The 23,308-nt window shown below is 64.6% G+C and carries 20 protein-coding genes and 1 pseudogene; 15 read left to right on the top strand and 6 right to left on the bottom strand.

Annotated features, from left to right (window positions below; genetic code table 11):
* Nucleotides 1–76: 76 nt before the first annotated feature.
* The 3 genes from AC1DNF_RS00435 to AC1DNF_RS00425 are packed head-to-tail and all read right to left on the bottom strand — an operon-like array spanning nucleotide 77 to nucleotide 2,928.
* On the bottom strand, nucleotides 77–1,426 hold the full coding sequence (locus AC1DNF_RS00435; protein WP_478146551.1) for a DUF1329 domain-containing protein: 1,350 nt from the start codon (nucleotides 1,424–1,426) through the stop codon (nucleotides 77–79).
* Nucleotides 1,427–1,471: 45 nt separating this feature from the next.
* The gene (locus tag AC1DNF_RS00430) at nucleotides 1,472–1,795 is read right to left on the bottom strand and encodes a 2Fe-2S iron-sulfur cluster-binding protein (RefSeq protein ID WP_478146550.1); all 324 of its coding nucleotides are present in this window, start codon (nucleotides 1,793–1,795) and stop codon (nucleotides 1,472–1,474) included.
* A 14-nt stretch (nucleotides 1,796–1,809) separates the two neighbouring features.
* Nucleotides 1,810–2,928 carry an ABC transporter substrate-binding protein gene (locus AC1DNF_RS00425; RefSeq protein ID WP_478146776.1) on the bottom strand — a complete coding sequence of 373 codons (1,119 nt, stop codon included), beginning with the start codon at nucleotides 2,926–2,928 and terminating at the stop codon, nucleotides 1,810–1,812.
* 292 nt (nucleotides 2,929–3,220) lie between these two features.
* Between AC1DNF_RS00425 and AC1DNF_RS00420 the strand changes: the two genes are divergently transcribed.
* From AC1DNF_RS00420 to AC1DNF_RS00350, 15 genes and pseudogenes are all read left to right on the top strand, one after another.
* The gene (locus tag AC1DNF_RS00420; protein WP_478146549.1) at nucleotides 3,221–4,150 is read left to right on the top strand and encodes an SDR family NAD(P)-dependent oxidoreductase; all 930 of its coding nucleotides are present in this window, start codon (nucleotides 3,221–3,223) and stop codon (nucleotides 4,148–4,150) included.
* Nucleotides 4,150–5,340 (top strand): acyl-CoA dehydrogenase family protein, encoded by a 1,191-nt coding sequence (locus AC1DNF_RS00415; RefSeq protein ID WP_478146775.1) that lies wholly within the window; start codon nucleotides 4,150–4,152, stop codon nucleotides 5,338–5,340. The genes AC1DNF_RS00420 and AC1DNF_RS00415 overlap by 1 nt, the downstream gene beginning before the upstream one ends.
* Before the next feature lie 10 nt (nucleotides 5,341–5,350).
* Nucleotides 5,351–6,490 (top strand): acyl-CoA dehydrogenase family protein, encoded by a 1,140-nt coding sequence (locus AC1DNF_RS00410; RefSeq protein ID WP_478146548.1) that lies wholly within the window; start codon nucleotides 5,351–5,353, stop codon nucleotides 6,488–6,490.
* A 10-nt stretch (nucleotides 6,491–6,500) separates the two neighbouring features.
* Complete coding sequence (locus tag AC1DNF_RS00405) at nucleotides 6,501–6,956, top strand: MaoC family dehydratase (protein ID WP_478146547.1); 456 nt, start codon at nucleotides 6,501–6,503, stop codon at nucleotides 6,954–6,956.
* An 11-nt stretch (nucleotides 6,957–6,967) separates the two neighbouring features.
* Nucleotides 6,968–8,128, top strand: coding sequence for a thiolase domain-containing protein (locus tag AC1DNF_RS00400; protein ID WP_478146774.1), 1,161 nt, complete (start codon nucleotides 6,968–6,970; stop codon nucleotides 8,126–8,128).
* Nucleotide 8,129: 1 nt separating this feature from the next.
* The gene (locus AC1DNF_RS00395) at nucleotides 8,130–8,492 is read left to right on the top strand and encodes a Zn-ribbon domain-containing OB-fold protein (RefSeq protein ID WP_478146546.1); all 363 of its coding nucleotides are present in this window, start codon (nucleotides 8,130–8,132) and stop codon (nucleotides 8,490–8,492) included.
* 9 nt (nucleotides 8,493–8,501) lie between these two features.
* Nucleotides 8,502–9,284, top strand: coding sequence for an enoyl-CoA hydratase/isomerase family protein (locus AC1DNF_RS00390; protein ID WP_478146545.1), 783 nt, complete (start codon nucleotides 8,502–8,504; stop codon nucleotides 9,282–9,284).
* Nucleotides 9,285–9,384: 100 nt separating this feature from the next.
* The gene (locus AC1DNF_RS00385; protein ID WP_478146773.1) at nucleotides 9,385–10,239 is read left to right on the top strand and encodes a branched-chain amino acid ABC transporter permease; all 855 of its coding nucleotides are present in this window, start codon (nucleotides 9,385–9,387) and stop codon (nucleotides 10,237–10,239) included.
* Nucleotides 10,240–10,243: 4 nt separating this feature from the next.
* Nucleotides 10,244–11,320, top strand: coding sequence for a branched-chain amino acid ABC transporter permease (locus AC1DNF_RS00380; protein WP_478146544.1), 1,077 nt, complete (start codon nucleotides 10,244–10,246; stop codon nucleotides 11,318–11,320).
* Nucleotides 11,321–11,325: 5 nt separating this feature from the next.
* A complete protein-coding gene (locus AC1DNF_RS00375) occupies nucleotides 11,326–12,135 on the top strand; it encodes an ABC transporter ATP-binding protein (protein WP_478146772.1) in 810 nt (269 codons plus the stop codon).
* Nucleotides 12,132–12,929: an ABC transporter ATP-binding protein gene (locus tag AC1DNF_RS00370; RefSeq protein WP_478146543.1), complete on the top strand. Its 798-nt coding sequence runs from the start codon at nucleotides 12,132–12,134 to the stop codon at nucleotides 12,927–12,929. Before AC1DNF_RS00375 ends, AC1DNF_RS00370 begins: the two co-directional genes overlap by 4 nt.
* 7 nt (nucleotides 12,930–12,936) lie before the next feature.
* A complete protein-coding gene (locus tag AC1DNF_RS00365) occupies nucleotides 12,937–14,799 on the top strand; it encodes an AMP-dependent synthetase/ligase (protein ID WP_478146542.1) in 1,863 nt (620 codons plus the stop codon).
* Nucleotides 14,800–14,839: 40 nt separating this feature from the next.
* Entirely contained in the window at nucleotides 14,840–16,012 is a 1,173-nt protein-coding gene (locus tag AC1DNF_RS00360) for an ABC transporter substrate-binding protein (RefSeq protein WP_478146541.1), read from the top strand.
* A 29-nt stretch (nucleotides 16,013–16,041) separates the two neighbouring features.
* Nucleotides 16,042–16,211: pseudogene (locus AC1DNF_RS00355) on the top strand (thiolase C-terminal domain-containing protein); the annotation flags it as partial.
* 39 nt (nucleotides 16,212–16,250) lie between these two features.
* Entirely contained in the window at nucleotides 16,251–19,079 is a 2,829-nt protein-coding gene (locus tag AC1DNF_RS00350) for a winged helix-turn-helix domain-containing protein (RefSeq protein ID WP_478146771.1), read from the top strand.
* Nucleotides 19,080–19,105: 26 nt separating this feature from the next.
* Here AC1DNF_RS00350 and AC1DNF_RS00345 read toward each other — a convergent pair whose 3' ends face one another.
* From AC1DNF_RS00345 to AC1DNF_RS00335, 3 genes are all read right to left on the bottom strand, one after another.
* Nucleotides 19,106–19,303, bottom strand: a complete 198-nt coding sequence (locus AC1DNF_RS00345) for a hypothetical protein (protein WP_478146540.1) — start codon at nucleotides 19,301–19,303, stop codon at nucleotides 19,106–19,108.
* 42 nt (nucleotides 19,304–19,345) lie between these two features.
* Nucleotides 19,346–20,353 (bottom strand): zinc-dependent alcohol dehydrogenase family protein, encoded by a 1,008-nt coding sequence (locus tag AC1DNF_RS00340; protein ID WP_478146539.1) that lies wholly within the window; start codon nucleotides 20,351–20,353, stop codon nucleotides 19,346–19,348.
* Nucleotides 20,354–20,569: 216 nt separating this feature from the next.
* Entirely contained in the window at nucleotides 20,570–23,305 is a 2,736-nt protein-coding gene (locus tag AC1DNF_RS00335) for a winged helix-turn-helix domain-containing protein (protein WP_478146538.1), read from the bottom strand.
* Between the last annotated feature and the right edge of the window lie 3 nt (nucleotides 23,306–23,308).

Genomic DNA, 23,308 nt, shown 5'->3' with positions numbered 1-23,308 from the left:
AGCGAACATCCACTCTATTGATGACGGCCGCCGGCGCCGATCGTCAGTAATGATGATTTTGATGATCCTTGCGCGGTCAGCGCGTGAGGCGGCGCAGCGAATCCGACGTGAAAAAGTTGGGTTCGAGGCTCACACCGAAGCGCATGGGCGGTGCCTCATTCGTGAGGCCACTCACCAGATATCGTCGAGACTCCAGGTCATGGGAAACCTGGGCGGCGTACCAAGGCGCGGGCGCGTCATAGAACTGCACGGCATGGCCTTCCTGCACGCGCCAGAGCTGTCCACGGCCGTCGAACTTGTCCACGTGCGCGATCTGCCAAGTGTCTTCGTCCAGATAGAACACGCGCCGCGCGTAGACATGACTCGCACCGGGTCTGAGCTTTGCTTCGACCACCCACACGCGATGAAGCTCGTACCGAAGGTATTCTGGATTCAAGTGGAGCGGCCGGATCAAATCTGCATGGCGCAACTTCTTGCTCGTCAATCGGTAGTTGTTGTAGGAGATCAGCATCTCGCGCTTGCCAAGCAGCTGCCATTCATACCGATCCGGCGCGCCATTGAATCCATCGAAATCGTCGATGGTGCTCAGGCCGTCCGCACCATCGGCCGGGCTGTCATAGCCCAGCGACGGTGCGCGCAGTACGCGGCGCTGCCCCGGGTTGTAGGTCCATGCAAGCCGCGCCTCGCGCGTCTGGTCCATCGGGTCGATGGCCAGCAGGCCGAGCCCGGCCAACGCGGGCGGGGATTTCACTACACCCAGGAAGTACACGAGCCGGTTCGGCTCCGGCCGTTCCATCGCCGCTGCCCAGGCGATCCATTCCTCGACCCTGATTGGCGTGAATGCGCCGTTGGCCAGCACCGGGAAAGTGTCGCTGCTTCGCTGCACGCTGCCGCCGCGCCAGCGAAACAAGTGATTCCATAGGGCTTCCAAGCCGCTCGCAGGCAACGGGAACGGCACCGTGGAGCGGCGAATTCCGACGACTCCGTTGCCGCCCTCGGCGAGGACGGCATCGCGTGCCTCGCCGCGAATGTGTGCATATGCCCGCGCCGGATAGGCGGCCGTTCGGTGACTCGGATAGACGAAAAGCCGCAGGCTGGGGTATCGCTTGAGCATCTCCAGCTGCCCCTGCGGCAGTTTGTCGAGGTACGCTGCGACGTTGGCGCCGTCAATCGCGTAAAGCGGTCGTTCACCGGCGAAAGGGTCAGAAAGGCCCTGAGCCACGTCCAAGCCGAATGGCGGTGCGGACAGGCCGCCATCCCACGATGGGATGCTGCCCTCACGGTTTCCCACACGCAGCGCACCCATCGGCGTCAGATCGCCGTCCAGGTGCTTCAGATCGTTCTCGGCGGATGCGCCTCCTGCCGGGCACGATGACAGCATCCAGAGCGGGGGACACGACGCGGCCAGAACTTGCCTGCGCCTCATTGCGTTCAAATCTCCGGCATCGGAGGCCGCGACAGCCGCTGCTGATCAGGCTTGGGGATGAGCGACCCTGACGGTGAGCCCGTCAAGTTGGTCCGTCATCACCGTCTGACAGCTCAGCCGGCTGTTGTTCGCCCTCGGTGCCGCAGTGAAATCGAGCATCTGCTCTTCCTGCTCGGAGACGGGAGGCAGTAACTCGAGGTACGAGGATTCGACGAAGACGTGGCAAGTGGCACAGACCGCCACGCCCCCGCAATCCCCGAGGATGCCGCTGACACCATGGTCGCCCGCAGCGCGCATCAAGTTGGTTCCGACGGGGACCTCGGCCTCGATGCGCCGTCCGTTGTGTTCGATAAAGATTGCTCTTGGCATGATTTCGTCCGCGCTCAGGGTGCTTTGACTCGAGAGAGCGGAACGGTTTTCCACCGACCGTCCTGAAGCTGCGCCAGCAGGACCCTTTCCGTTCCCAGGTGCATCGTCTTGCTGAACGTCATCGCCGGAGTGCCGAACATATCTTCCGGCGCTGAAAATGACTCCATCGTCCTGGCAAAGCTGTCGGTTGTCAGGTTCGCACCCGTCTTCTGCAATGCGGCGACGAGCCGGTCCACGATGGCATAGCCGTAAACCGACAGCACCGTGGGTTCCATGCCGAACGCGGTCTGGTATTTGGCCGCCCAGAAGCGAATCGCCGGGGACGTGTCGTCCAGGTAGGGATGCTGCACGAACATGCCGGCAAAGAAGCCGTCCATCGCCTTGCCTCCCAGCCTGGGGATGATCGTCGTGTACGTCGCCGTCGAGCCGATCGTGGTCGGATGGAAATTCAGCTTCCGCATCTCCGCGATCGCGCCTATGGTCTCGCGGATGGCCGTACCGAGAATCACGAAATCGCAATCCGCCGACTTCAAGCGAGCGGCTTGCGAAGAGAAATCCGTTGCGCCGCGCTTGTATGTCGTCTTCTCCGAGATCTCGACGCCGATTTCCTTCAAACCGGCCTCAGCGCCGCGAACGATCTCCTGCCCAAACTCGTCGTCCTGGTGCAAGGTACAGGCTTTCGTCGCGCGCTTGTCCCTGTACAGGAACGGAATGGTCTGCCTGGCACCCTCGAAATAGGATGGCGCGAACGCCCACTTCAGCTTGGTCGGCGGGTCGTACATCTCCCTGGCGCTCGAGGTCGGCATGAAGTTGATGATGTTCTTTGCGAATAGCACCGGCATGGCAGCAAGGTTGGTCGAAGTGCCGATGCTGCCGACCATCATGAATATCTTGTCCTGGTCGACCAGTTTCTGGGCCGCGAGAACCGCCCTCTTGGGGTCGTAGCCGTGATCCTCGACCAACAAGGTCAGTTTGCGGCCATGCACGCCGCCTTGCTCATTGATCTCCGAGACACGCAACTTCATGCCGTTGAGCTGCTCCTTGCCGAACCCCGCCAGCGGACCTGACAAGTCCTGAAGCGTGCCGAGCAGCAGTTCACCCTTGGAGACGCCTTGTTGCTGCGCCATCGCCATCGATCCGGCGCTCAGTAGCAGTGCGAACAGGGACAGTGATGAATACCGCGCAAGCCGCGCGACGATGACTTGATAGGACAGCAAGCTGAGTCTCCTTGTATTTGATCAACATCCAGCGAGCCAATTCTTGAAGGGGTGCGCCACGTCGCGACATCGTCACAACTGATGATTTTCAGCGTGGCGGCATTGGCCAATGGCCCCAGCCTGAAAAGTTCGTCGGATGCGACGATAGTCGCCGTCCAGCGCTTCCGCGATCCTCTGCCGAATCGAACATTCACAGAAGGAGATTGCGATGCGGATGAAGGATCGGGTTGCCGTCGTGACCGGCGCCGGCAGCGGGTTGGGGCGCGAGCACGCATTGCTGCTCGCGCGTGAAGGCGCGAAAGTTGTCGTCAACGACCCGGGTGGGAGCGTCAATGGCGTGGGCGGCGACAACTCCGCAGCCGACAAGGTCGTGGCTGAAATCCATGCTGCCGGCGGACAGGCTGTGGCGAACTACGACTCGATCGCTTCGCGCGAAGGCGCGCAGCGTCTCATCAACACGGCGGTCGAGCATTTCGGCCGAGTGGACGCCCTGATCAACAACGCCGGCATCCTGCGCGACAAGACCTTCCTCAAGATGCCGCTCGAGGACTTCGAGGCGGTTCTGGCCGTGCACCTGCTCGGCACCCTCTACTGCACCAAGGCCGCCTGGCCGCTGATGATGGAGCAGAAATACGGCCGCATCGTGATGACGACATCCGTCGCCGGCACCCACGGCAACTTCGGCCAATCCAACTACGGCACGGCAAAGATGGCCGTGCTGGGCCTCATGAACGTGCTGGCTGTGGAAGGCGCCAAGGCCAACATCCGTGTCAACGCCGTCAGCCCCAGCGCCACCACGCGGATGACGGGGGGCCTGGGTGCTTTCCCCGGGGAGATCGAGGAGATGATGCACCCCAGCAAGGTCTCCCCCGCGGTGGTCTACATGGCCAGCGAAAGCTGCGAGTTCACCGCCCACACGATCAGCGCCGCCGCCGGTGGCTTCGGTCGGGTGCAAGTCTTCGAAACGAAGGGCGTCCAGTTCGACCCGCGCAAGCCGGTCACAGTGGACATGTTCGCCGGCGCCGTGCAACAGATCAACGACCTTTCGACCGCGAATCCGCCTCCTCCGGGCATCTTCGCCGAGTGGCCGGCCCGCCTCGCGAGCGTCGGCGTCAAGATTCCGGGCGTCACGGCGTGATCGATTCGTATCTTTCGCCCGCAGACCGCGCCTTCCGCGAGGAAGTGCGAGAGTTCCTGCGCGTCAACCTGACGCCGGAGCTGGCGCGCGCGCAGCGCAGGAGCCCGCATCTGACCAAGGAGGCCGAGATCGCCTGGCACGCGATCCTGCACGCGCACGGATGGGGCGCGCCCAGCTGGCCCAAGGAGTACGGCGGCACGGGCTGGAGCCTGATGCAGCGCTATATCTTCGAGGACGAATGCGCGAAGGTCGACGCGCCGCTGCTGCCCCCATTTGGCCTGAGCATGGTGGGCCCGGTGATCTATACATTCGGCACCCCGGAGCAGAAGCAGCGATTTCTGCCCGGGATCCTGGCGATGACGGAGCACTGGTGCCAGGGCTACTCGGAGCCGGGCGCGGGTTCCGACCTCGCGGGAGTGAGGACCCGGGCCGAGCCGGAGGGTGCCGACTACATCGTGAACGGCAGCAAGATCTGGACGACCGATGCCCACAAGGCAGACTGGATCTTCTGCCTGGTTCGCACCGACACCAATGCGCGCCAGCAGCAGGGCATTTCCTTTCTGCTGATCGACATGAAGACACCGGGCGTCACCGTGCGGCCCATCATCACCATCGACGATGCGCACACCGTCAACGAGGTGTTCTTCGACGACGTGCGCGTTCCGCAAGCCAACCGCATCGGCGAGGAGAACAAGGGGTGGACCTACGCCAAGTTCCTGCTTGGCCACGAGCGGTCGCTCACGCCCGAGGTGAGCCGCTCCAAGCGGCGCATGACGCTGCTGCGGGAAATTGCCGCCACGACGCAGTCGAACGGGAAATCCCTGATCGAGGATCCGCACTTTGCCCTGCGCATCGCGGGCGCTCAGATCGAGCTCGACGCACTGGAACTGGCGAACCTGCGCCTGCTGCTCGATGAGCAACGCGAAGGCGACCTGATGGCGAGCGCCAGCATGCTGAAGCTGCGCGGCTCCGAAGTGGGTCAGTTGCTCACCGAACTCACGGTCGAGGCCTTGGGCCCCTCCGGGATGCCCTATGACATCGCTGCCGATGGCACCCCTCAGACGGTCGGCGCCCCCGATTACGCGCTTGGCCGCGTGGCGGATTACTTCTATCGTCGCGCCTCGACGATCTTCGCCGGTTCGAGTGAGACCCAGCACAACATCCTGGCCAAGCTGGCCTTCCGCACTTGAGGAGCAGCGGGTGAAACTCGAATTCAACGAAGACCAGCACCTGCTGCAAGAGAGCATCCAGACCTGGCTGGCCGGAGAGTATCCGCATGAGGCTTGGCGGGTGCAAGCCCGCGGCGAGCGCGCCGGCTCGCCCGCGTACTGGAAGCAATTTGCCGAGATGGGGTGGCTGGCGGCTGCGCTTCCGGAGGCCCATGGCGGGCTCGGCGGCGGCACGGCGGATGCCGGTGCGATGGCCGAAGCGTTCGGCAGCGCCCTCGTGCTCGAGCCTTTCCTGTCGACCGTGGTACTGGGCGCCGGCTTGATCCAGGCGGCAGGCAGTGCGCAGCAGCAGGCGGAGTATTTGCCAGCCATTGCGCAGGGGCGGCTGCGGCTGGCATTCGCACAGGCCGAGGCGGGATCGCGCTTCGCCCTGGAGGACGTGCACACTCGCGCCGAGCGCACGGCCTCGGGCTGGCGCATCACCGGCGAGAAGATCAGCGTGTGGGACGCACCAGATGCCGACCTGCTGATCGTGTTGGCACGTTGCGCCGGCAGCCAGCGCGACGCCGGTGGACTCGGCCTGTTCCTGATCAAGCGTGGCGCAACCGGGGTGACCTTGCAGCGCTTTCCGATGATCGACAAACGACCCGGCGCCCATTTGCGCTTCGACGGCGCCCCGGCTCAAGCGGTTCTGGGCGACGCGGAAGCCGCCTTGCCCGCGGTCGAGCGCGTGGTCGATCAAGCGATGGCCGTCATGGCTTGCGAGGCCGTGGGGGCCATGCGCACCGCCATCGCGCTGACCACCGAGTATCTGCATCAGCGCAAGCAGTTCGGCCAGCCGCTGGCCAGCTTTCAGGTTCTGCGCCACCGCGTGGTCGACATGCAGGTGCAACTCGAATGCAGCCGCTCGCTCGCCTTGCACGCGGTCCTCACTGCGGAGCGCGACGCGGCATCCCTGCCCCGCGCGGCCGCTGCTGCCAAGTTTCAAAGCGGCCGGGCCGGGCGCTGGATCGGCCACCAGGCCATCCAGTTGCACGGCGGCATGGGCATGACCGACGAGCTGGCCATCGGCCACTACATGAAGCGCCTGCTGATGCTGGACACGCTGTTTGGCAACGCGGACCACCAGCAACAGCGCTTCGCCCGCATCACCGCCCCCGTGGCCGCCTGAAGGAAACATCATGTTGGTTATCGAGAAACCCTCACTGCTCCCCGGCATGGTGGGCCGCAGCGTCGGCGCGGGCGATTGGCTCACGGTCGGCCAGGGCATGATCGACGCGTTCGCCGAGCTGACTGGCGACCGGCAATGGATCCACGTGGATACCGTGCGCGCCGCGAAGGAAATGCCCGGTGGCAAAACCATCGCGCACGGCTTCCTCTTGTTGTCGCTGGTGGGCCGGCTCTTGCCGGCCCTCTACGAGGTGCGCGAGGCCACGCGCATCCTGAACTACGGCTCGGATCGTTTGCGCTTCCTCAACGCCGTCCCCTCCGGCTCGCGCATCCGCGCCAGCGTGCTGTTCAAGTCGGTAGAACCCGCCAACGGTGGCTTCAAGTGCGTGCTCGAGACAAGCATCGAAGTCGAAGGGCAGTCCAAGCCGGCACTGATCGCCGAGTCCATCTTTCTTTACTTCGAATAAAGCAGTCGCCCATGAGCATCCGTGGCAAGGCATTCATCGCCGGCATTTACGAACACCCAACCCGGCTGGCGCGGGATAAAACGCTCGCTCAACTCCACGCCGACGTGGCGCGCGGCGCGCTGGCTGACGCGGGCTTGGCCAAGGAGGACGTCGACGGGTTCTTCTGCGACGGCAGCGTGCCCGGCTTCGGCGCACTGACGCTGGCCAACTACATGGGCCTGAAGCTGCGCCACACCGATACCACGGAGTCCGGCGGCTCAGCGCCCATCCTCCATGTTGGCCACGCTGCCCAGGCTATCGCCGAAGGCAAATGCCGGGTCGCACTCATCACGTCCTGCGGCCGGCCGCGCGCGGCGGGGGTGAGCCCGGCAATGCCGGTCGATCCGGAAACGCATGAAGATGATTTCGACGTTGTCTACGGCTGTCACCTGGCACAGAGCTATGGCATGGTGGCGCGGCGCCATATGCACGATCATGGCACCACGTCGGAACAGCTGGCCTGGATCAAGGTGGCGGCCTCGCACCATGCCCAGCACAATCCGCATGCCATGCTTCCCAAGGTCGTGACAGTGGAAGAGGTGCTGGCCTCCCCCATGGTGGCCGACCCGCTGCATCGGCTCGACTGTTGCGTCATCAGCGATGGCGGCGGCGCCATCGTGGTGGTCCACCCCGACATCGCGCGAGAACTCAAGCGGCCGATGATCCGGGTGCGTGGAGCGGGCGAGGCCGTGAAGATCATGAACGGCGGCTGGTTCGACCTCGCCAGCTCGGCAGGGGCTGTATCCGGCGCCACCGCGTTCGACGAAGCCGCCGTGAAGGCATCCGACATCCAGTATGTGTCGCTTTATGACAGCTTCACGATCACCGTGCTCATGCAACTGGAAGATCTCGGCTTCTGCGAGCGCGGGGAAGGGGGCAAATTCGTCGCCGACGGCGGCCTGATCTCCGGCGTCGGGCGCTTGCCCTTCAATACCGACGGCGGCGGCCTGTGCAGCAATCACCCCGGCAACCGCGGCGGCATCACCAAGGTCATGGAAGCGGTGCGCCAGGCGCGCGGCGAAGCGCATCCCAAGGTGCAAGTCCCGAACTGCGGCCTGGTGCTGGCCCATGGCACCGGCGGCTCTCTCGGCCAGTTGCACGAGGCCGCCACCCTGATCCTCGAAAGAATCTGACATGCCCACGCCCGAAACGCAAGCCTACTGGGACGCCGCGGCACAGGAACGCCTGCTGCTGAAGCACTGCGGGACCTGCGGCCGCAGCCACTATCCGCCACGCAGCCACTGCCCGCTGTGCTTTGCCGAACAAACCGATTGGGTGCAGGCGAGCGGCCGCGCCGAGGTGTACAGCTTCAGCGTCGCCAACCGCGCCGAGCCGCCCTACGTGGTGGCTTACGTGCGGCTGGAAGAAGGACCGATGATGCTCACGAACATCACGGGGTGCGCGCCGTCGGAGGTCCGCGTCGGACTGCGCGTGCAGGTCACCTTCGCACCTGACGCAGAAGGCCGCATGCGCCCGTACTTCACACCCGCGGCCTGAGGCAAAGACATGCCTGATCTCATCGAATCAAGTGAAGGCGGCGTCGCCACGCTCACCCTCAACCGGCCGGACAGCCTGAACGCGCTCTCCGATCCGATGATCGACGCCTTGCGGGAGGCTATCGATCGGCTCGGCAAGGATCCGTCCATCGGGGCGATCGTCGTCGGCGGAGCCGGGCGAGCCTTCTGCGCCGGCGGCGATGTGAAGGCGATGGGGACTTCGGATGCGCGCTCGCCCCAACAGAGATTGGACTGGATACGCGCCGCCCATCGGGTACCCCTTGCCCTGGCGCAATGCCCGAAGGTGACGATTGCCTGCATCCAGGGAGCCGCCATGGGTGCAGGCCTTGGCTTGGCCGTGTGCTGCGACTTCCGGATCGTTGCGCGTTCGGCGAAGTTCGGCGCTGCGTTCGTGAAGATCGGCCTCAGCACAGACTTCGGCCTCAGCTGGCAATTGCCGCGCCTGGTGGGAGAGTCCCGCGCGCGGGACCTGCTCCTCACGGGCGACGCCGTCGATGCCGCGACGGCAGAGCGCATTGGCCTGGCCACGTGCGTCGTCGATGACGCAGCCCTTGCCTCGGACACGCGCGCTTGGGCCGAACGCTTCGCCCGGGGACCGTGGCTTGCGCAAGCCAGCATCAAGCGCAACCTGCTGGCCGCGCAGACCCAGGGCTTCGCCGAGTTGCTCGAATACGAGGCCATCCAGCAGATCCATGCCGCCGGGACCGCGGACCACCAGGAAGCCGTGCAGGCATTCATGCAAAAACGCTCGCCCGCCTTCCAAGGCCAGTAAAAACGCCAGTTCGTCGCATCCGACGATTGCCACCCGGCATGCGATCTTTAAGCTGGCCTCCATAAACAGGAGACACAAGTTGCTGCTATTGCAGATCATCATGGCCGGTATCGCACAGGGCTGTGTGTACGGCCTCGTCGCGCTGGGTTTCGTGCTCATTTACAAAGCGACCGAGACCGTCAATTTCGCACAGGGTGAACTGATGATGCTGGGCGCGTTCTTCGCGCTCGCCGGCATCGGGCTGTTCGGCTTGCCGTTCTGGGCCGCTTCGCTGCTGGCCCTGGCCGGCATGGCTGCTGTCGGGTTGGCCATCGAGCGCGTCGTGATCCGTCCTGTGCTGGGGCAGCCGGCCCTCTCGATCGTGATGCTCACCTTCGGACTCGGCTATATCGCGCGCGGGGGCGTCACTATGCTGCCCGGCATAGGTACCGAAACTCATGCGCTGGCCGTCCCGTACAAGGGCGCGGTGTTCGCTGTTGGCGGCGTGGTGTTGGTGGCCGAGCAGATCGCCATCATCGGCTCGACGGCGGTGCTCTGCATGTTGCTGTGGCTGGCGTTCCGGTTCACGCGCGTGGGCATCGCCATGCAAGCGTCCTCGCAGAATCAGTTGGCGGCCTATTACATGGGCATCCCGGTCCAGCGACTCAACGGACTTGTGTGGGCCTTGGCGGCTGCGGTCGCCACTGTGGCGGGCATCTTGCTGGCCCCGTTCACTTTCGTGCACGCGAACATGGGCTTCATCGGTTTGAAGGCATTTCCCGCCGCGATCATCGGCGGCTTCAGCAGCCTGCCAGGTGCCATCGTCGGCGGACTGATCATCGGCATCGTCGAAGCGCTATCCGGCTTCTTCCTGCCTGAGGGCTTCAAGGACGCTTTGCCCTACGTCGTGGTGTTGGTCATGCTGGCCGTCAAGCCCACCGGCCTGTTCGGCGAGCGCGTGCGCAAGAAAGTCTGAAACCGTGCGATTCATCTTCAAGACCGCCTATGACCAGGACCTCGACCTGGGCAAAGACAATCGACAGCGCCTCTGGTATGGCGCCCTGTTCGTTGCCTTGTTGCTCGCGCCATGGGTGCTGCCCGAATACTGGTTGGCCCAGCTAACCTTCATTTGCATCTACGCAACGGTTGGCGTTGGGCTGATGCTGCTGGCTGGTTACACGGGCCAGTTTTCGATCGGCCATGCCGCGTTCATGGGCGTGGGCGCGTACACGGACGCCTACCTCGCTGCCCGCGGCTGGCCCTTTCCGGTCGCCATGGCCACTTCGGTGGCGCTGTCAGCCATCGTCGGCGTTGTTGTGGGCTTGCCAGCGTTGCGCGTGAAAGGCCTCTACCTCGGCATCGCGACGCTCGCCTTCGGTTTCATTGTGGAAGAAGTCCTGGCCCGTTGGGAGTCGGTGACCGGCGGCAACGCCGGACGTTCGGTGGTCGCACCGGCGATCGGCGACTGGAAGCTCGCCGACTCCGTCGGCTTCTACCTGCTCTGCCTGGCCTGCGCCACCGCCGCAACGCTGCTGGTCGCGAACCTGCTGCGCGCGCCAACGGGACGCGCCTTCGTCGCGATCCGCGACTCGGAGATCTCGGCCCAGAGCATGGGCATCACCTTGGCGCGGTACAAGTCCCTGTCGTTCGCCATCTCGGCGGCGCTGGCGGGCTTGGGCGGTGCGCTCTACGCCCAGAAGATGCAATACATCTCGCCGGAGCAGTTCAGCATTGTCCAGTCAATCGACCTGCTGCTGATGGTGGTGGTGGGCGGAATCGGCTCCATCCATGGCGCGTTTCTGGGTGCGATTTTCCTGATCGCGATGCCGCAGCTGATCTCCCTTGGCAAGGACGCGCTGCCAACGGCGATTGGTCAGGCCCCCGGACTGCAAAGCGTCGTCTACGGGGTGCTGCTGATCGCTTTCGTGATGCTCGAACCGATGGGACTGTACGGTCGCTGGCTGAAGGTTCGCGCCTGGCTGGAGCTCTATCCGTTTTATCGCCGCGGCATGTTCAAGCGGCAGAAGACGTTCCAGAAGTCGGACCGCGTGAAATGAATCAGATGACGCATTCGTCCGGCATCATGCTCTCGGCCCGCGATCTCACGGTGCGATTCGGCGGTGTGCTTGCCGTGAACAAGGTGAGCTTCGACGTGCGTCGCGGCGAAGTGTTCACGCTGATCGGCCCGAATGGTGCCGGCAAGACCACCGTGTTCAACCTGATCAGCCGCATCTACGATCCGACCGCCGGCATCCTGCGTTTCGAGGGGCACGACTTGGCTGAGGTGGCACCGGCGCAAGTCGCCGTCATGGGAATCGCACGCACCTTCCAGAACATCGAGTTGTTCGAACACGCCACCGTGCTGCAAAACCTGTTGATCGGCCGGCACGTGCACAGGCGCACGAGCGCCTGGGCTGAAATGCTGTTTCTTCCTTCCGTGCGCGCCGCGGAACGCAGCACCCGCCGCAAAGTGGAGGAAGTCATCGATCTGCTGGATCTGCAGCATTACCGGGACCAGCTTGTTGCCGGCCTGCCCTACGGCGTGCGCAAGGTCGTCGAGCTGGCGCGCGCGCTCTGCGCCGAGCCCAAGCTGCTGTTGCTGGATGAACCCTCCTCGGGACTCAACGTAGAGGAGACCGACGACATGGCATTTTGGATCCAGGACATCCAGCGTGATCTCGGAGTCACGGTTCTGATGGTTGAACACGACATGAGCCTCGTATCCAAGGTTTCGGATCGCGTATTGGCCATGAACCAGGGCGAGGTGCTGGCGCTGGGATCGCCGGCCGAAGTGCAAGCGAACCCCGATGTGATCGAAGCTTATCTGGGGTCGGTCGACGACGTGAGTTCGCTTAGAAGGGTCGCGGCATGACGACCAATCCACCGCCCGTCCACGACACGCCCGTCCTCAGGCTGTTGAACGTCGAGTCGGCCTATGGCCCGATCAAGGCGATTCGCGGTGTCAGCCTGCAGGTGCGTCAAGGCGAGATCGCGACCGTACTCGGCTCCAACGGTGCCGGCAAGACCACGATCCTGAAGACGATTTCCGGCATCATCGATCCACGCAAAGGCAGCATCGAGTTCAAAGGCGCGAGCATCGCCGCCAACGATCCTGCGCGCATCGTGCAGATGGGGTTGGCGCATGTGCCGGAGGGCCGTGAGGTATTTCCGCTCCTCTCTGTGCGCGACAACCTGCTGATGGGCGCCTACACCCGCAAGGATCGCGATGGCGTGGCCCGCGATGTCGAAGCGGTGTACGGGTACTTCCCGATCCTGAGGGACCGCTCGACGCAGGACGCGGGGCTTCTCTCGGGCGGCCAGCAGCAGATGCTGGCGATCTCGCGTGCCATCATGGGAGCGCCCGATCTCATCTTGCTGGACGAACCCAGCTTGGGCCTCTCCCCCAAGCTCACCAAGGACATCTTCGAAATCGTCGTGCGGATCAATCGCGAGCGCGGCACCACCATCTTGTTGGTTGAGCAGAACGCCAATATGGCACTCAACGCATCGGACTACGGTTATGTGCTCGAGAACGGCCGCATCGTGATGGAAGACACCTGCGCGCGTCTTCGCGAGAAGGAAGACATCAAGGAGTTCTACCTGGGTATGAAGGAAGCCGGCGTCCGCGGTGAGCGGCGCTGGAAGAAAAAGAAAACGTGGCGATGAGGATCCAATGAGCAGCACCCGACTCTGGAAGCAGGACAATCTTGGACGGACAACGCGTCCCGGCATGAAGGGCGACACCCTGCACGCCATGTTCTGGAATGGCGTTGCCGAGCGAGGCGACGGCGTGCTGATGCGCCAGAAGGAATTCGGCATTTGGCGGGGGTGGACCTGGCGCGAGATCGGCACCACGGTGCGGCAGCTGACAATGGGTTACGCGGCCCTGGGAGTGCAGCCCGGCGACTGCGTTTCCATCCTGTCAAACACCCGTGTGGAATGGGTCTGGTGTGACCTCGCCGTGCTGAGCGTCGGCGCGGTCTCCAGCGGCATTTACCCCACCGACGCCGCCTCCCAGGTCCAATACCTGTGCGAGGACTCCGCCACCAAGGTGCTGGTGGTCGAAGACGAGGAACAACTCGACAAGGCGCTGGCCGTCCGCGATCGCCTTCCGCAGTTGGCGAAGATCATACTGATCGATCCCAAGGGACTCGCGCAGTTTTCCGATCCGATGGTTGTGACGCTCGACGATCTGCGGAAGCTGGGCGAAGAGCACGATCGCTCGAACCCGGGGAAGTTCGAGCGCCTGTGCGGGCTGCGACAGCCGGCAGACCTCGCGATCCTGATCTACACGTCGGGCACCACAGGAAAGCCTAAAGGCGCGATGCACTCCCACGCCGGGCTGCTCACAGTAATACGCGGGCAGAACGAGTTCCTGCCGCAGGATGAGCGCGACGAACGCATGTGCTTCCTGCCTCTGTGCCACGTGGCCGAGAGAGTGACCGGGCTCTATGCGGCGCTGTACACGGGCACCCGCATGAATTTTGTCGAGAATCCGGAGACGGTGCCGGAGAACGTGCGCGAGATCGCACCGACGGTCTTCGGCGGAGTGCCGCGCATGTGGGAGAAGTTCTACTCGGCGGTCACGATCGCGGTCAAGGAAGCAGGGCTTGTACAACAGGTGCTGTATGCGTGGGCCATCGGTGTTGGACAGCAAGTCGTCGACGCTGCGCTGCGGGGCGAGCCTGTCGGTCCCGTATTGCGCTTGCGTTACTGGCTGGCGGGAATCGCCGCATTGAACAACGTGCGCCGTTTCATCGGCATCCATCGCTGCCGCTTCCTTGTCACCGGGGCCGCCCCCATCTCCCCGGACCTGATCCGGTGGTACCTGGCCCTGGGTATTCCGATGCTGGAGGCCTGGGGCCAGACGGAAACGGGCGGCATCTCCACCAGCATGCCGCCACAATGCATCCGGCTCGGCTCGATTGGCCAGGCCCGGCCTTACAACGATGTGCGGGTGGATCCCGCGACTGGCGAACTCCTCGTGCGCGGTCAGAACGTCTTCATGGGTTACCTGAATCAGCCGGAAAAGACAGCCGAGACGATCGACGCCAGCGGGTGGCTGCACACCGGCGACGTCGGCACGGTAGACAACGATGGCTTCTTCTCCATCACGGACCGGATGAAGGACATCATCATCACCGCCGGAGGAAAGAACATCACGCCCAGCGAATGGGAGAACGAGCTCAAGTTCTCACCCTACGTCACAGACGCAGTGGTGATCGGGGACCGCCGTCCCTATCTCTGCGCGATCATCATGATCGAGCAGGAGAACGTGGAGAAATTCGCGCAGGACCACGACATCCCGTTCTCCAACTATTCGAGCCTCACCCGCGCGCCGCAGGTGCGAGCGCTCGTCGAGGCGGAAGTCGCGAAGGTCAACGCAAAGTTCGCCCGGGTCGAGCAGATCAAGAAATTCTTTCTCTTCGAGACGCAGCTCTCGGCCGAGGACGAGGAACTCACCCCCACGATGAAGCTCAAGCGCAAGCTGATTCACCAGAAGTACGCCGAGCAGATCGAAGCCATGTACCAGTGACAACACAACGGCAGCCCACACCGACTCGAAAGGAAACACGATGAGATCCAGCAACCTCGGCGCCCTCCTCGCCATCATCACCATGGGGCTCACCGTCGCGCCTGCGGCCGCGCAGCAGCAGGGCGTCAGCCGCGATGAGGTCGTGATCGGCACTGCCACCGACCTGTCCGGCCCTATTGCGGCCTGGGGCAAGGATTACGTGAACGGCGCGCGCCTGCGCGTGACCGAGTTGAACGAGCAGGGCGGCGTTCACGGCCGCAGGATCAAGTTGCTCGTCGAGGACAACGGCTACGACCCGAAGAAGACCGTTCTCGCCACCCAGAAGCTGGTCACGCAAGACAAGATCTTCGCGATGGTCGGGCTCATGGGCAGCGCGTCCGCCATCGCTGCCATGCCGTTGATCGTCGATAAGAACGTGATCAGCTTCATGCCCTTGTCTCTGGCGCGCGAGATGTACGAGCCGCTGCACAAACTGAAATTCGCCTACGGTTCGCCGTCTTACGAGAACATGAAGAACAGTACCCCTCGGCTGTATCAGGCAACCAAGGCGACCAAGGCATGCTCGCTGGTGCAGGACGACGAATACGGTCTGGAGGCGCTACGCGGCGCCGAGGCGGGACTCAAGGGCATCGGTGTTGAATTGCACGAGCGAACCTCCTACAAGAGAGGTGCCACGGACTTCTCGTCCCAGGTCGGCCGCCTCAAAGGTGCCGGTTGCGACTTTGTCGTCCTGGGCACGCTGATTCGCGAAACGGTCGGCGCTGTCACCGAGATGCGCAAGCTTGACTTCAATCCGGTCTTGTTTGGGGCATCCGCGGCCTACAGCGAGCTGGTTCCGAAGCTCGGGGGCAAGGCCGTCGATGGGCTGTACGCTGAGATGCACGCGGAGATTCCTTATGTCGACGCCGAGTCCCAGCCAGTCCGCTTCTGGGCCAACAAGTACAGGACCCAGTTTGGCACCGAGCCGACCTTGTACGCCGCCATCGGCTACCTATCGATCGACCGATTCATCGCAGCCTTGCAGAAGGCAGGGCCCAACCTGACCACGGACAGCTTTGTGAAAGCCATGGAGTCGCTCACGATCCCGCCGGATATCTTCGGCAGTCCGAAGCAGACCTTCTCGCCGACCAAGCACCTGGGCGCGTCCGTGTCGCGCGTCTCGCAAGTGCAGAATGGCCGATGGAAAGTGGTCCTCGACTATCCCCAGCAATAGTCGCCAAAACGCGAACGAACGAACGCATCGGACGGCCTCTGTCGAAGGGGCATTCACTGCCCGCCGCAGGGCCCGCGCAATGCGCCGAATCGGTCTGGCAGCTGCGCGGGCAGACTGGCGCTCGCCAAGTGTAGAGCGCCAAGCTGCCCTGCAGCATAATCTGGGACTTGGCGGCGCATGCGTCGTCACCCTGTACAAGCTGGCCCGAAGGCCCCTTGGACCAGCGAGGGTTCTTACCATGTCAATCGCTGGAAAGGTTGCCGTGCCCAATGGGCTGAATTGCGATGAACCTGCCGCCGCGAGCGAGCCGTCGCGGCAGCAATCCGCGGCGAACGCACCTGTGGTCGGCATGCCCGGGGCCGTGCAAGCGCGCTTGGTCCGGCTGTCCGGAAAGCTCACGCCCCCGCAACTCACCACGTTTGAGATCGCTCGCTCGGAAATTTCTGAGCGGATCTTCGCCGCTGGTGCGGCCAAGCTGGTGCTGCTGCGCGCCCCGGCCGGCTTCGGCAAAACAACCACGATGTTGCAGGTGCGAGAGCGTTTCGCCCAGACCGGCCTGCCCACCGCCTGGCTTACATTGGATCGCGCCGACAACGACGTGGTGCGCTTTCTTGCGGCGCTGACCGCGGCGATGGCGCCTTTGATTCCCGGCTTGGCCTCTCCACAAACGGCCAGCGCCAACGACGGTCCAGACGCGCTTGCATTCGCCGTGATCGACCGCGCTGCCGCGCATCCGACGCCTTTTGCGCTGTTCCTGGATGATTTCGAAGCGCTGCAGAACGCCGCCGCCGTGGCTATCGTTGCCGAGCTGATCGAACAGCTTCCGCGTGGCGCCCAAGTCATCATCGGTTCGCGCGGCGTTCCGGAACTCGGGCTCGGGCGCCTCCGCGCGCGCGGCCGGCTGCTCGAAGTGGACCCGACCCAACTGCGCTTCACCGAAGCCGAGGCCGATGCCTACCTGCGCCAGCGGCGCGGCCTGCACCTGGCAGCCGAGGATGTGCGCCGGCTGCACCGTTGCACCGAAGGCTGGGCAGCGGCGCTCTGGCTGGCGTCCGTGTCGCTGGAGCATCGCGACGAGCCGGCCCGCTTCATCGCCGGTTTCTCAGGCTCGAATACCGCTGTGGTCGACTACCTGGTCGAAGACGTTCTGGCGCACCAGAGCGACGACGTGCGCGGCTTCCTGCTACGCACCAGCCTGCTACGTGAATTGAATGCGTCGCTTTGCGATGCGGTCTGCGGGCGTCGCGACAGCGCCCAAATGCTTCAACAGCTGGCGCATGCCCACTTGTTCCTGATTCCTTTGCAAGGGGAAGAGGGCCACTACCGCTACCACGGCATGTTTGCCGAGTTTCTGCGCGCCGAGCTCGGGCGCCAGCACGCCGCGGAGATACCAAGCCTGCATCGCGCGGCCGCAAACTGGTACCAGCAACGCGATCGCCCGATACCGGCCATCGACCACGCGCTCGCTGCCGGCGATATGAACTTCGCGCTGGCAGGGCTGACTCGCCATGCTCCCTCTCTTCTGGAGGAAGGCAGGGTGCAACTTCTATCGCGCTGGCTGGATCCGCTGCTGGCGTCGGGTGCATTGGACGGGCACCCCTTGCTGCAGGTCATCCATGCCTGGGCTGTTTGCCTGGCCCGGGGTCCAGTACCTGCCGCCGCCCTGCTCGGCCGACTGGAACAATGCAACCATCCGGAACCCGAGGTTCGCGCTTACAGCACTGCCCTGCGCCCGCTGCTGCTGGGGCTGACCGACCGGATGGACGAGGCGCTGCTGCTGACCACCCAGGCGCTGGAGACTGTGCCAACCGAAGTTGCCTTTGTGAGCGGGTTCATGGAGGTCAGCATGGCCCACCTGGCCCTGATCGCCGGCCGCTACGATGAAGCGCTGCGTTTTGCCGACGCGGCGCGCTCTCGCCAATCGGTCCACAGCAGCCCGTTCAATTTTGCGCTGTCCGAAGCCGTCGAAGCAGCAGTGAATCTCACGCAGGGGCGTCTGCGCAAGGCCATCGCCGGCTTGCGCATCGCCGTCAGCGCCGGCGCAATGGACGCCACCCGGCCGGGAAACGGCAATGCGTTGGCGGGCATTCCGCTCGCCCACGCGCTGTACGAGGCCGGCCAGCTGGAGCAGGCCGAGCGGCTTCTGGTGGTCTACCTCCCGCTGATCCGCCGGGTGGGTATCCCCGATGAACTCATCACCGGCCACGTGGTGATGGCGCGCATCGCCGCCGATCGTGGCGATGCGGAGCGAGCGGAGCAAATGCTCAGCGAGTTGGAGCACATCGGCCATCGCGACGGCCTGGCGCGCGTGGTGGCGGGGGCGCGCCTGGAACGTGTACGCATGCTGTTGATGGCGGATCGGCTTGCACCTGCTCGCGCGGAGCTCGATCGCTGCGGTGACAAGGCGCTCTGGGCTCGCGTGAGCCGCTTGTTGCTGCGGGCCAACGAGGTCGAGACCTACGATCTCGGGCTGGCGCGCTGGTCGATTCGCAGCGGCCATGCCGCCGAGGTCGTGTCCATGCTCCGCAGCGAACTGGAGGCGGCAGAACGTGCCCGCCGTGAGCGCCGGGCACTGACGCTGCGACTCGTGCTGGCCCAGGCGCTGTATCAGGACAACCAGCGCCACAAGGCCATGCACCTGCTTGCGCGGGCAATGCGCGAGGCCCTTGTCGAGGGATACATCAGCGCCTTCCGCGATGAAGGCGCGCTGCTGCAGACCATGCTCCACGAATTGCGGTCGATGCCGGACTTGCTCTGCGAGGCTGGTGGCAAGAAAATCGCGCTGGCTTTCCTCGATCGATTGCTGCCGCGAAGCGGGCAAGCTGCATTGACGGCGACATCGGGCACAGGGCGTGAGGAAGCCCGAGCCAGCGAGCTGTTGACCCGCAAGGAGATACAGGTGCTCCGGCTTGCGGCCGAAGGCCTGTCCAATGATGAAATGGCCGAGCGGCTGTTTGTCGCGGAAACGACGGTGCGCACACACCTGCGCAACATCAGTGTCAAGCTGGAAACGCGCAACCGGATCGAGGCGATCGCTGCGGCGCGGCGACATGGGCTCTTGCCCTAGGGAAAGCTGAACAAAATCGCCTTGGGCTACCCTAGTTCGCTGTTGGTGACCTGCGCAGTGTTGGAACGTTCGCTCCCGGAAGGATACAGCCCGTTGGTGCGCTGCACGTGGTGGACGGTGGGTTGGTACGCGATGATGGGCCGGCCCATGGCGATCGCGCCATCGTTGGCGAGGCACTCTGCGCGGCGCTGATCGTCGAGGAGAGATTCAAGGATCGCTGACATGTCACTTTCCTGGCAAGTAGTTGGAGGGCGACCTCAAGTCGGTCAGAACTCCAGCACGATCTTTCCGAAATGCCCGCCCGCCGCCTGCACGCGGAACGCAGCTGCAATGTCATCAAGAGCGAATGACTTATCGATGATGGGCCGCAGGTCGAGAGCATCAAGGGCTTCGACCATCTCTTGCTGGTGCCGCCGGCTGCCGACGACCACCCCTTGCAGCCGCACTTGGCGCACCATCAGTTCGGTGATCGAAACCGGTCCCGCCCTCCCTGTGAGGATGCCGATCTGCGCGATGTGCCCACCCACGCGCGCTGYTTTGATCGATTCCGGTAGCGTCGCGGGCCCCCCCACTTCAATGACGTGATCAGCACCCAAGCCGCCGGTCATTTCAAGGACAGGTTTGTGCCATTCCGGTTCGCGTGCGTAGTTGATCAGGTGGTCGGCGCCGAGTTGGCGCGCACGCTCGAGCTTCTCGTCGGAAGATGAGGTCGCGATGACTTTTGCGCCCAAGGCCTTGGCCATCTGCAGCGCGAAAATCGAGACCCCGCCGGTACCCATGACCAGCACCGTCGCACCGGGCTTCAAGCCGCCATCGACCACCAGCGCTCGCCAGGCGGTGAGGCCCGCGGTGGTCAGCGTGGCCGCCTCGGCGTGTGTCCAGCCGCGCGGGGCCCGCGTGAATAAGCTGGCATCGACCACCGCAACCTCACGCGCATATCCGTCGATGGCATCACCAGGCGGCGACTCCGCACCGAGAGCGATTGCGGGCCCATCCAGCCAACGCGTGAAGAATGTGGACACGACGTGGTCGCCAGGGGTGAACTCGGTGACACCCTCGCCCACTCGCTCGACCACGCCGGCACCGTCCGCCATGGGAATGCGTCCGTCCGGCGTCGGGATGTGGCCCTGCACTACCAGCAGGTCATGAAAGTTGAGAGAACTGCCGTGCAACCTCACACGGATCTGCCCCGGGCCCGGATCGCCGGGATCGGGTAGGTCCATCGTCTCCAGGCGGTCAAGGCCGCCGGGCTTTCGCAATCGGATGACTTTCATGACTTAAATTTGAAGCGGCGCGCCGCTGTTTGATCGATGATTCACGGAGTCGATTTTTGAAGGTTGCGCCCCTTCGCGCTATCGTCGCAACTGACGATTTTCAGCGTGACGGCATTGCCCGATCGCCTCGCCCTGGATAGTTCGTCAGATGCGACGATCAGCTGAGGACAATGCGCACTTCGGACTGCGCCCGGGTGGCGCGTGCACGCGCTCGCATTAGAGCCAGCCGGCGCGCCGCGCGGTCAGCACGGCCTGCATGCGGCTGTGGACGCTCAGCTTGGAGTAGATGTTGCGAAGGTGCGTACGCACGGTGCTCAGCGAGAGGAATAGTTTCTCGGCAATCAACAAATCGCCGAGACCTTCGGCCACCAGACGCAGCACCTTCAGCTCCTTGCGCGTCAGCGGCTCGGCCGGTGTGGCGACCATTGACTCGACGTGCGCATCGTGCGCCAGACCGAAGGCCCCGAGAATGCGCACCAGATAGGCCCCGAACACCGGCTCAGCGCAGGCGCGCTGGCCGGCGGGCGTAGCGGCGAACTGCCGCACGAGTGCTGCGGCGAGCGGTCCCTCTTCGGCGAACATCTGCACAAAGCCTTCGGCGCAGGTCTCGCGCAACAGGGTCTCGATGCCCGCCTGCGCTTCGCCCAGGCGCTCACATCGAGCCAGCGCCATGACCCGCAGCAGCCGCAGCCTGAAGGCGCGGCTGCGCCGGCGTGCGGCCAACGCCTGCGCGATTGCAGCCTCGATTTTCGCCGCCGCGGCGGCGGCATCGCCCGCCACCGCGTCCCAGCGCAGCGTTGCAATTGTCAGGTCGTCAACCTCGTTGGCGGCCACCCGCGTACGGGCCACACGCTGCCACAACGCATCGTCGCCGGCACGATGCAGCTCCTCGCGCGCCGGTTCGGCATGCCCCTGCAGCAGAAGCAGGCGGCTGCGTTCGAGCTTGGCGGAGGCGATGACCCGCTCGAGCCGCCGCTGGTGCCCCAGGTACTCCAGTTCCGAGAGCGCCTGGAACGCATCGCCCACCTCGCCGCGACCGAAGGAGATGCGGGCGAGGCACCGGTAGATGAGGATCATCATGTCCGCGAGTCCCACCGCATGGATTGCCGGCGCGTGAACGCGCAGCAGACTTTCGGCGGTGTCCAGGTCGCCCAGTTCATAGTGAGCACATGCGTGCAACACGCCTGCCCACGCATTACCCGCGGACCGCACCTGTTTGTCATGGCGGCTGGCTTCCACAGCCACCCGCAGGCGCGCGAGCGCCTGGCGCAGGCGCCCTTCCTGGGAGTCGATGATGGCTTCGGTGATCTCGCAGTGCATGACGGTGAAGCCTGAGACGGCGCCAACCTCGGCACGCCGCGCCAGCTCCAGCAGCTCCCGCGCCCGCTCATAGTCACCCAGGCTGGCGAGCGAGCACGCTACCGTGCAGGAGAGCACGGCGTCGGAAAATCCGCGCGCGTCGCGGCGCTCCGCCACGCTGCGCAGCCCCACGGCCGCAGCTTCGTCGAGCTTGTCCATGAACGCCAGCAAGAGCGGTCTCAGCGGGCGGAGGCACGATTGAACCACCGCATCATCGCAATCATCGATCGCATAGCGCTCCAGCAGGGCTGCGGCGGTCTGGGCACCGAGCGTGTACGTCGTGGCCCACAAGTGCATCGCCTGCAACCGCGGCTGCGCCTGCATGACGGCAGCCGGCAGGGCCGAGAACCAGCGCTCCAGCAGGCGCGTGCGGCCCTGCGTCATCAGGGGATGCGCATGCTCGCGTAACAAGTCGACCGCATGGGCCGTGTCGCCGCTTTGCAAGGCGTGCGTGATGGCCGGAACCGGGCGGTGCTGCGCGGCATACCAGTGGGCGGCGCGTCGATGAAGTTGAGGGATCTCTTCAGCGGCCTCCCGCTCCAGCACCGACTGCAGAAAGGCGGCGAACATGCCGTGGTAGCGGAACCAGCGCCCGCTGCCGTCCAGGGGGGCGAGCGGGATATCCGCCGCCGCGAGCTTGTCTAGCATCGCGCACGCGTTCACGCCGGGCAGCAAGGCCTCGCACAGGGGCGCGTTGAACTGCTTGAGCACGCTGGTGCGCAGGAGGAAGCGCCGCATTGCGTCGGGTTGGCGCGCCAGCACACACTCCGCGAGGTAGTCCGACACCGTCGCGTAGCTGCCCGAGAACGCTTCGATCAAGGCCGTGCGATTCTCGGCGCGCTCGAGTGCCACCGAGGCCAGCCACAGGCCGGCCGCCCAACCCTCGGTGCATGTCTGCAGCTGGGCTATCTCGCCCGCCTGCAAGGCAAGCCCGCGCTGGACGGTCAATAGCTGGTTGGTTTCCTGCAGAGTGAAACGCAGCGCTGCCGAATCCAACTCGATGAGGCGTCCGCGCGCCCGCAGTCCTGACAGCGGCAAGTCGGGCACCCGGCGCGAAGCCATCACCAGGCCGCCGCATGGTGGCAGGTGATCGACCAGCTCGGCAATCCAGGCGAGGGCCGCAGCGTCATGCAACTCCTCGAAATCGTCGAGGAAAATCACGAAGTCACTTGCCGCCCGCGCGACGCGATCGAACAAGTCGGCCGCTGCGTCGGTGGCCGCAGGGGCGGCGTTCCCGCAGGCCGCGGGACGCATCCCCGGGATCGATCGCGTCAGGGCCGTTGCCAGGCATTGCAGCAGGCGGGTGGCGTCGTTATCGGTCGCATCAAGGTTGATCCATGCGGTGGCGACGTGGGCTTGCCGAAGTTCCTCGCGGCAGGCCTGCATCAGGGTTGTCTTGCCGTAGCCGGTGGGGGCTCTCAGCAACGTCACCCGACCCGCCGCGGAACGGCACACGCGCGCAGCCAGTTCGGGGCGTTGCACATGCGTCGCGGGCGGCACAGGCGACGCGAATTTCGATGCCTGAATCGGCGGCGGCCTCGCCACCGGTGCCCTGCGCACCTCAGCGCGCGCTTCCAGGATGGATGCGTCCATTCC

The organism is Variovorax sp. 01T432, from assembly GCF_056398605.1.
Note: the sequence above shows the minus strand (reverse complement) of the source record. Positions and strands in the feature narration are given on the sequence as shown.

Bases quoted from the DNA above. Each gene is read 5' to 3' on its own strand.
- AC1DNF_RS00435 (WP_478146551.1), bottom strand. From the start codon at position 1,426: ATGAGGCGCAGGCAAGTTCTGGCCGCGTCGTGTCCCCCGCTCTGGATG.
- AC1DNF_RS00430 (WP_478146550.1), bottom strand. From the start codon at position 1,795: ATGCCAAGAGCAATCTTTATCGAACACAACGGACGGCGCATCGAGGCC.
- AC1DNF_RS00425 (WP_478146776.1), bottom strand. From the start codon at position 2,928: ATGGCGATGGCGCAGCAACAAGGCGTCTCCAAGGGTGAACTGCTGCTC.
- AC1DNF_RS00420 (WP_478146549.1), top strand. From the start codon at position 3,221: ATGCGGATGAAGGATCGGGTTGCCGTCGTGACCGGCGCCGGCAGCGGG.
- AC1DNF_RS00405 (WP_478146547.1), top strand. From the start codon at position 6,501: ATGTTGGTTATCGAGAAACCCTCACTGCTCCCCGGCATGGTGGGCCGC.
- AC1DNF_RS00400 (WP_478146774.1), top strand. From the start codon at position 6,968: ATGAGCATCCGTGGCAAGGCATTCATCGCCGGCATTTACGAACACCCA.
- AC1DNF_RS00395 (WP_478146546.1), top strand. From the start codon at position 8,130: ATGCCCACGCCCGAAACGCAAGCCTACTGGGACGCCGCGGCACAGGAA.
- AC1DNF_RS00390 (WP_478146545.1), top strand. From the start codon at position 8,502: ATGCCTGATCTCATCGAATCAAGTGAAGGCGGCGTCGCCACGCTCACC.
- AC1DNF_RS00385 (WP_478146773.1), top strand. From the start codon at position 9,385: ATGGCCGGTATCGCACAGGGCTGTGTGTACGGCCTCGTCGCGCTGGGT.
- AC1DNF_RS00375 (WP_478146772.1), top strand. From the start codon at position 11,326: ATGACGCATTCGTCCGGCATCATGCTCTCGGCCCGCGATCTCACGGTG.
- AC1DNF_RS00370 (WP_478146543.1), top strand. From the start codon at position 12,132: ATGACGACCAATCCACCGCCCGTCCACGACACGCCCGTCCTCAGGCTG.
- AC1DNF_RS00365 (WP_478146542.1), top strand. From the start codon at position 12,937: ATGAGCAGCACCCGACTCTGGAAGCAGGACAATCTTGGACGGACAACG.
- AC1DNF_RS00360 (WP_478146541.1), top strand. From the start codon at position 14,840: ATGAGATCCAGCAACCTCGGCGCCCTCCTCGCCATCATCACCATGGGG.
- AC1DNF_RS00350 (WP_478146771.1), top strand. From the start codon at position 16,251: ATGTCAATCGCTGGAAAGGTTGCCGTGCCCAATGGGCTGAATTGCGAT.
- AC1DNF_RS00345 (WP_478146540.1), bottom strand. From the start codon at position 19,303: ATGTCAGCGATCCTTGAATCTCTCCTCGACGATCAGCGCCGCGCAGAG.
- AC1DNF_RS00335 (WP_478146538.1), bottom strand. From the start codon at position 23,305: ATGGACGCATCCATCCTGGAAGCGCGCGCTGAGGTGCGCAGGGCACCG.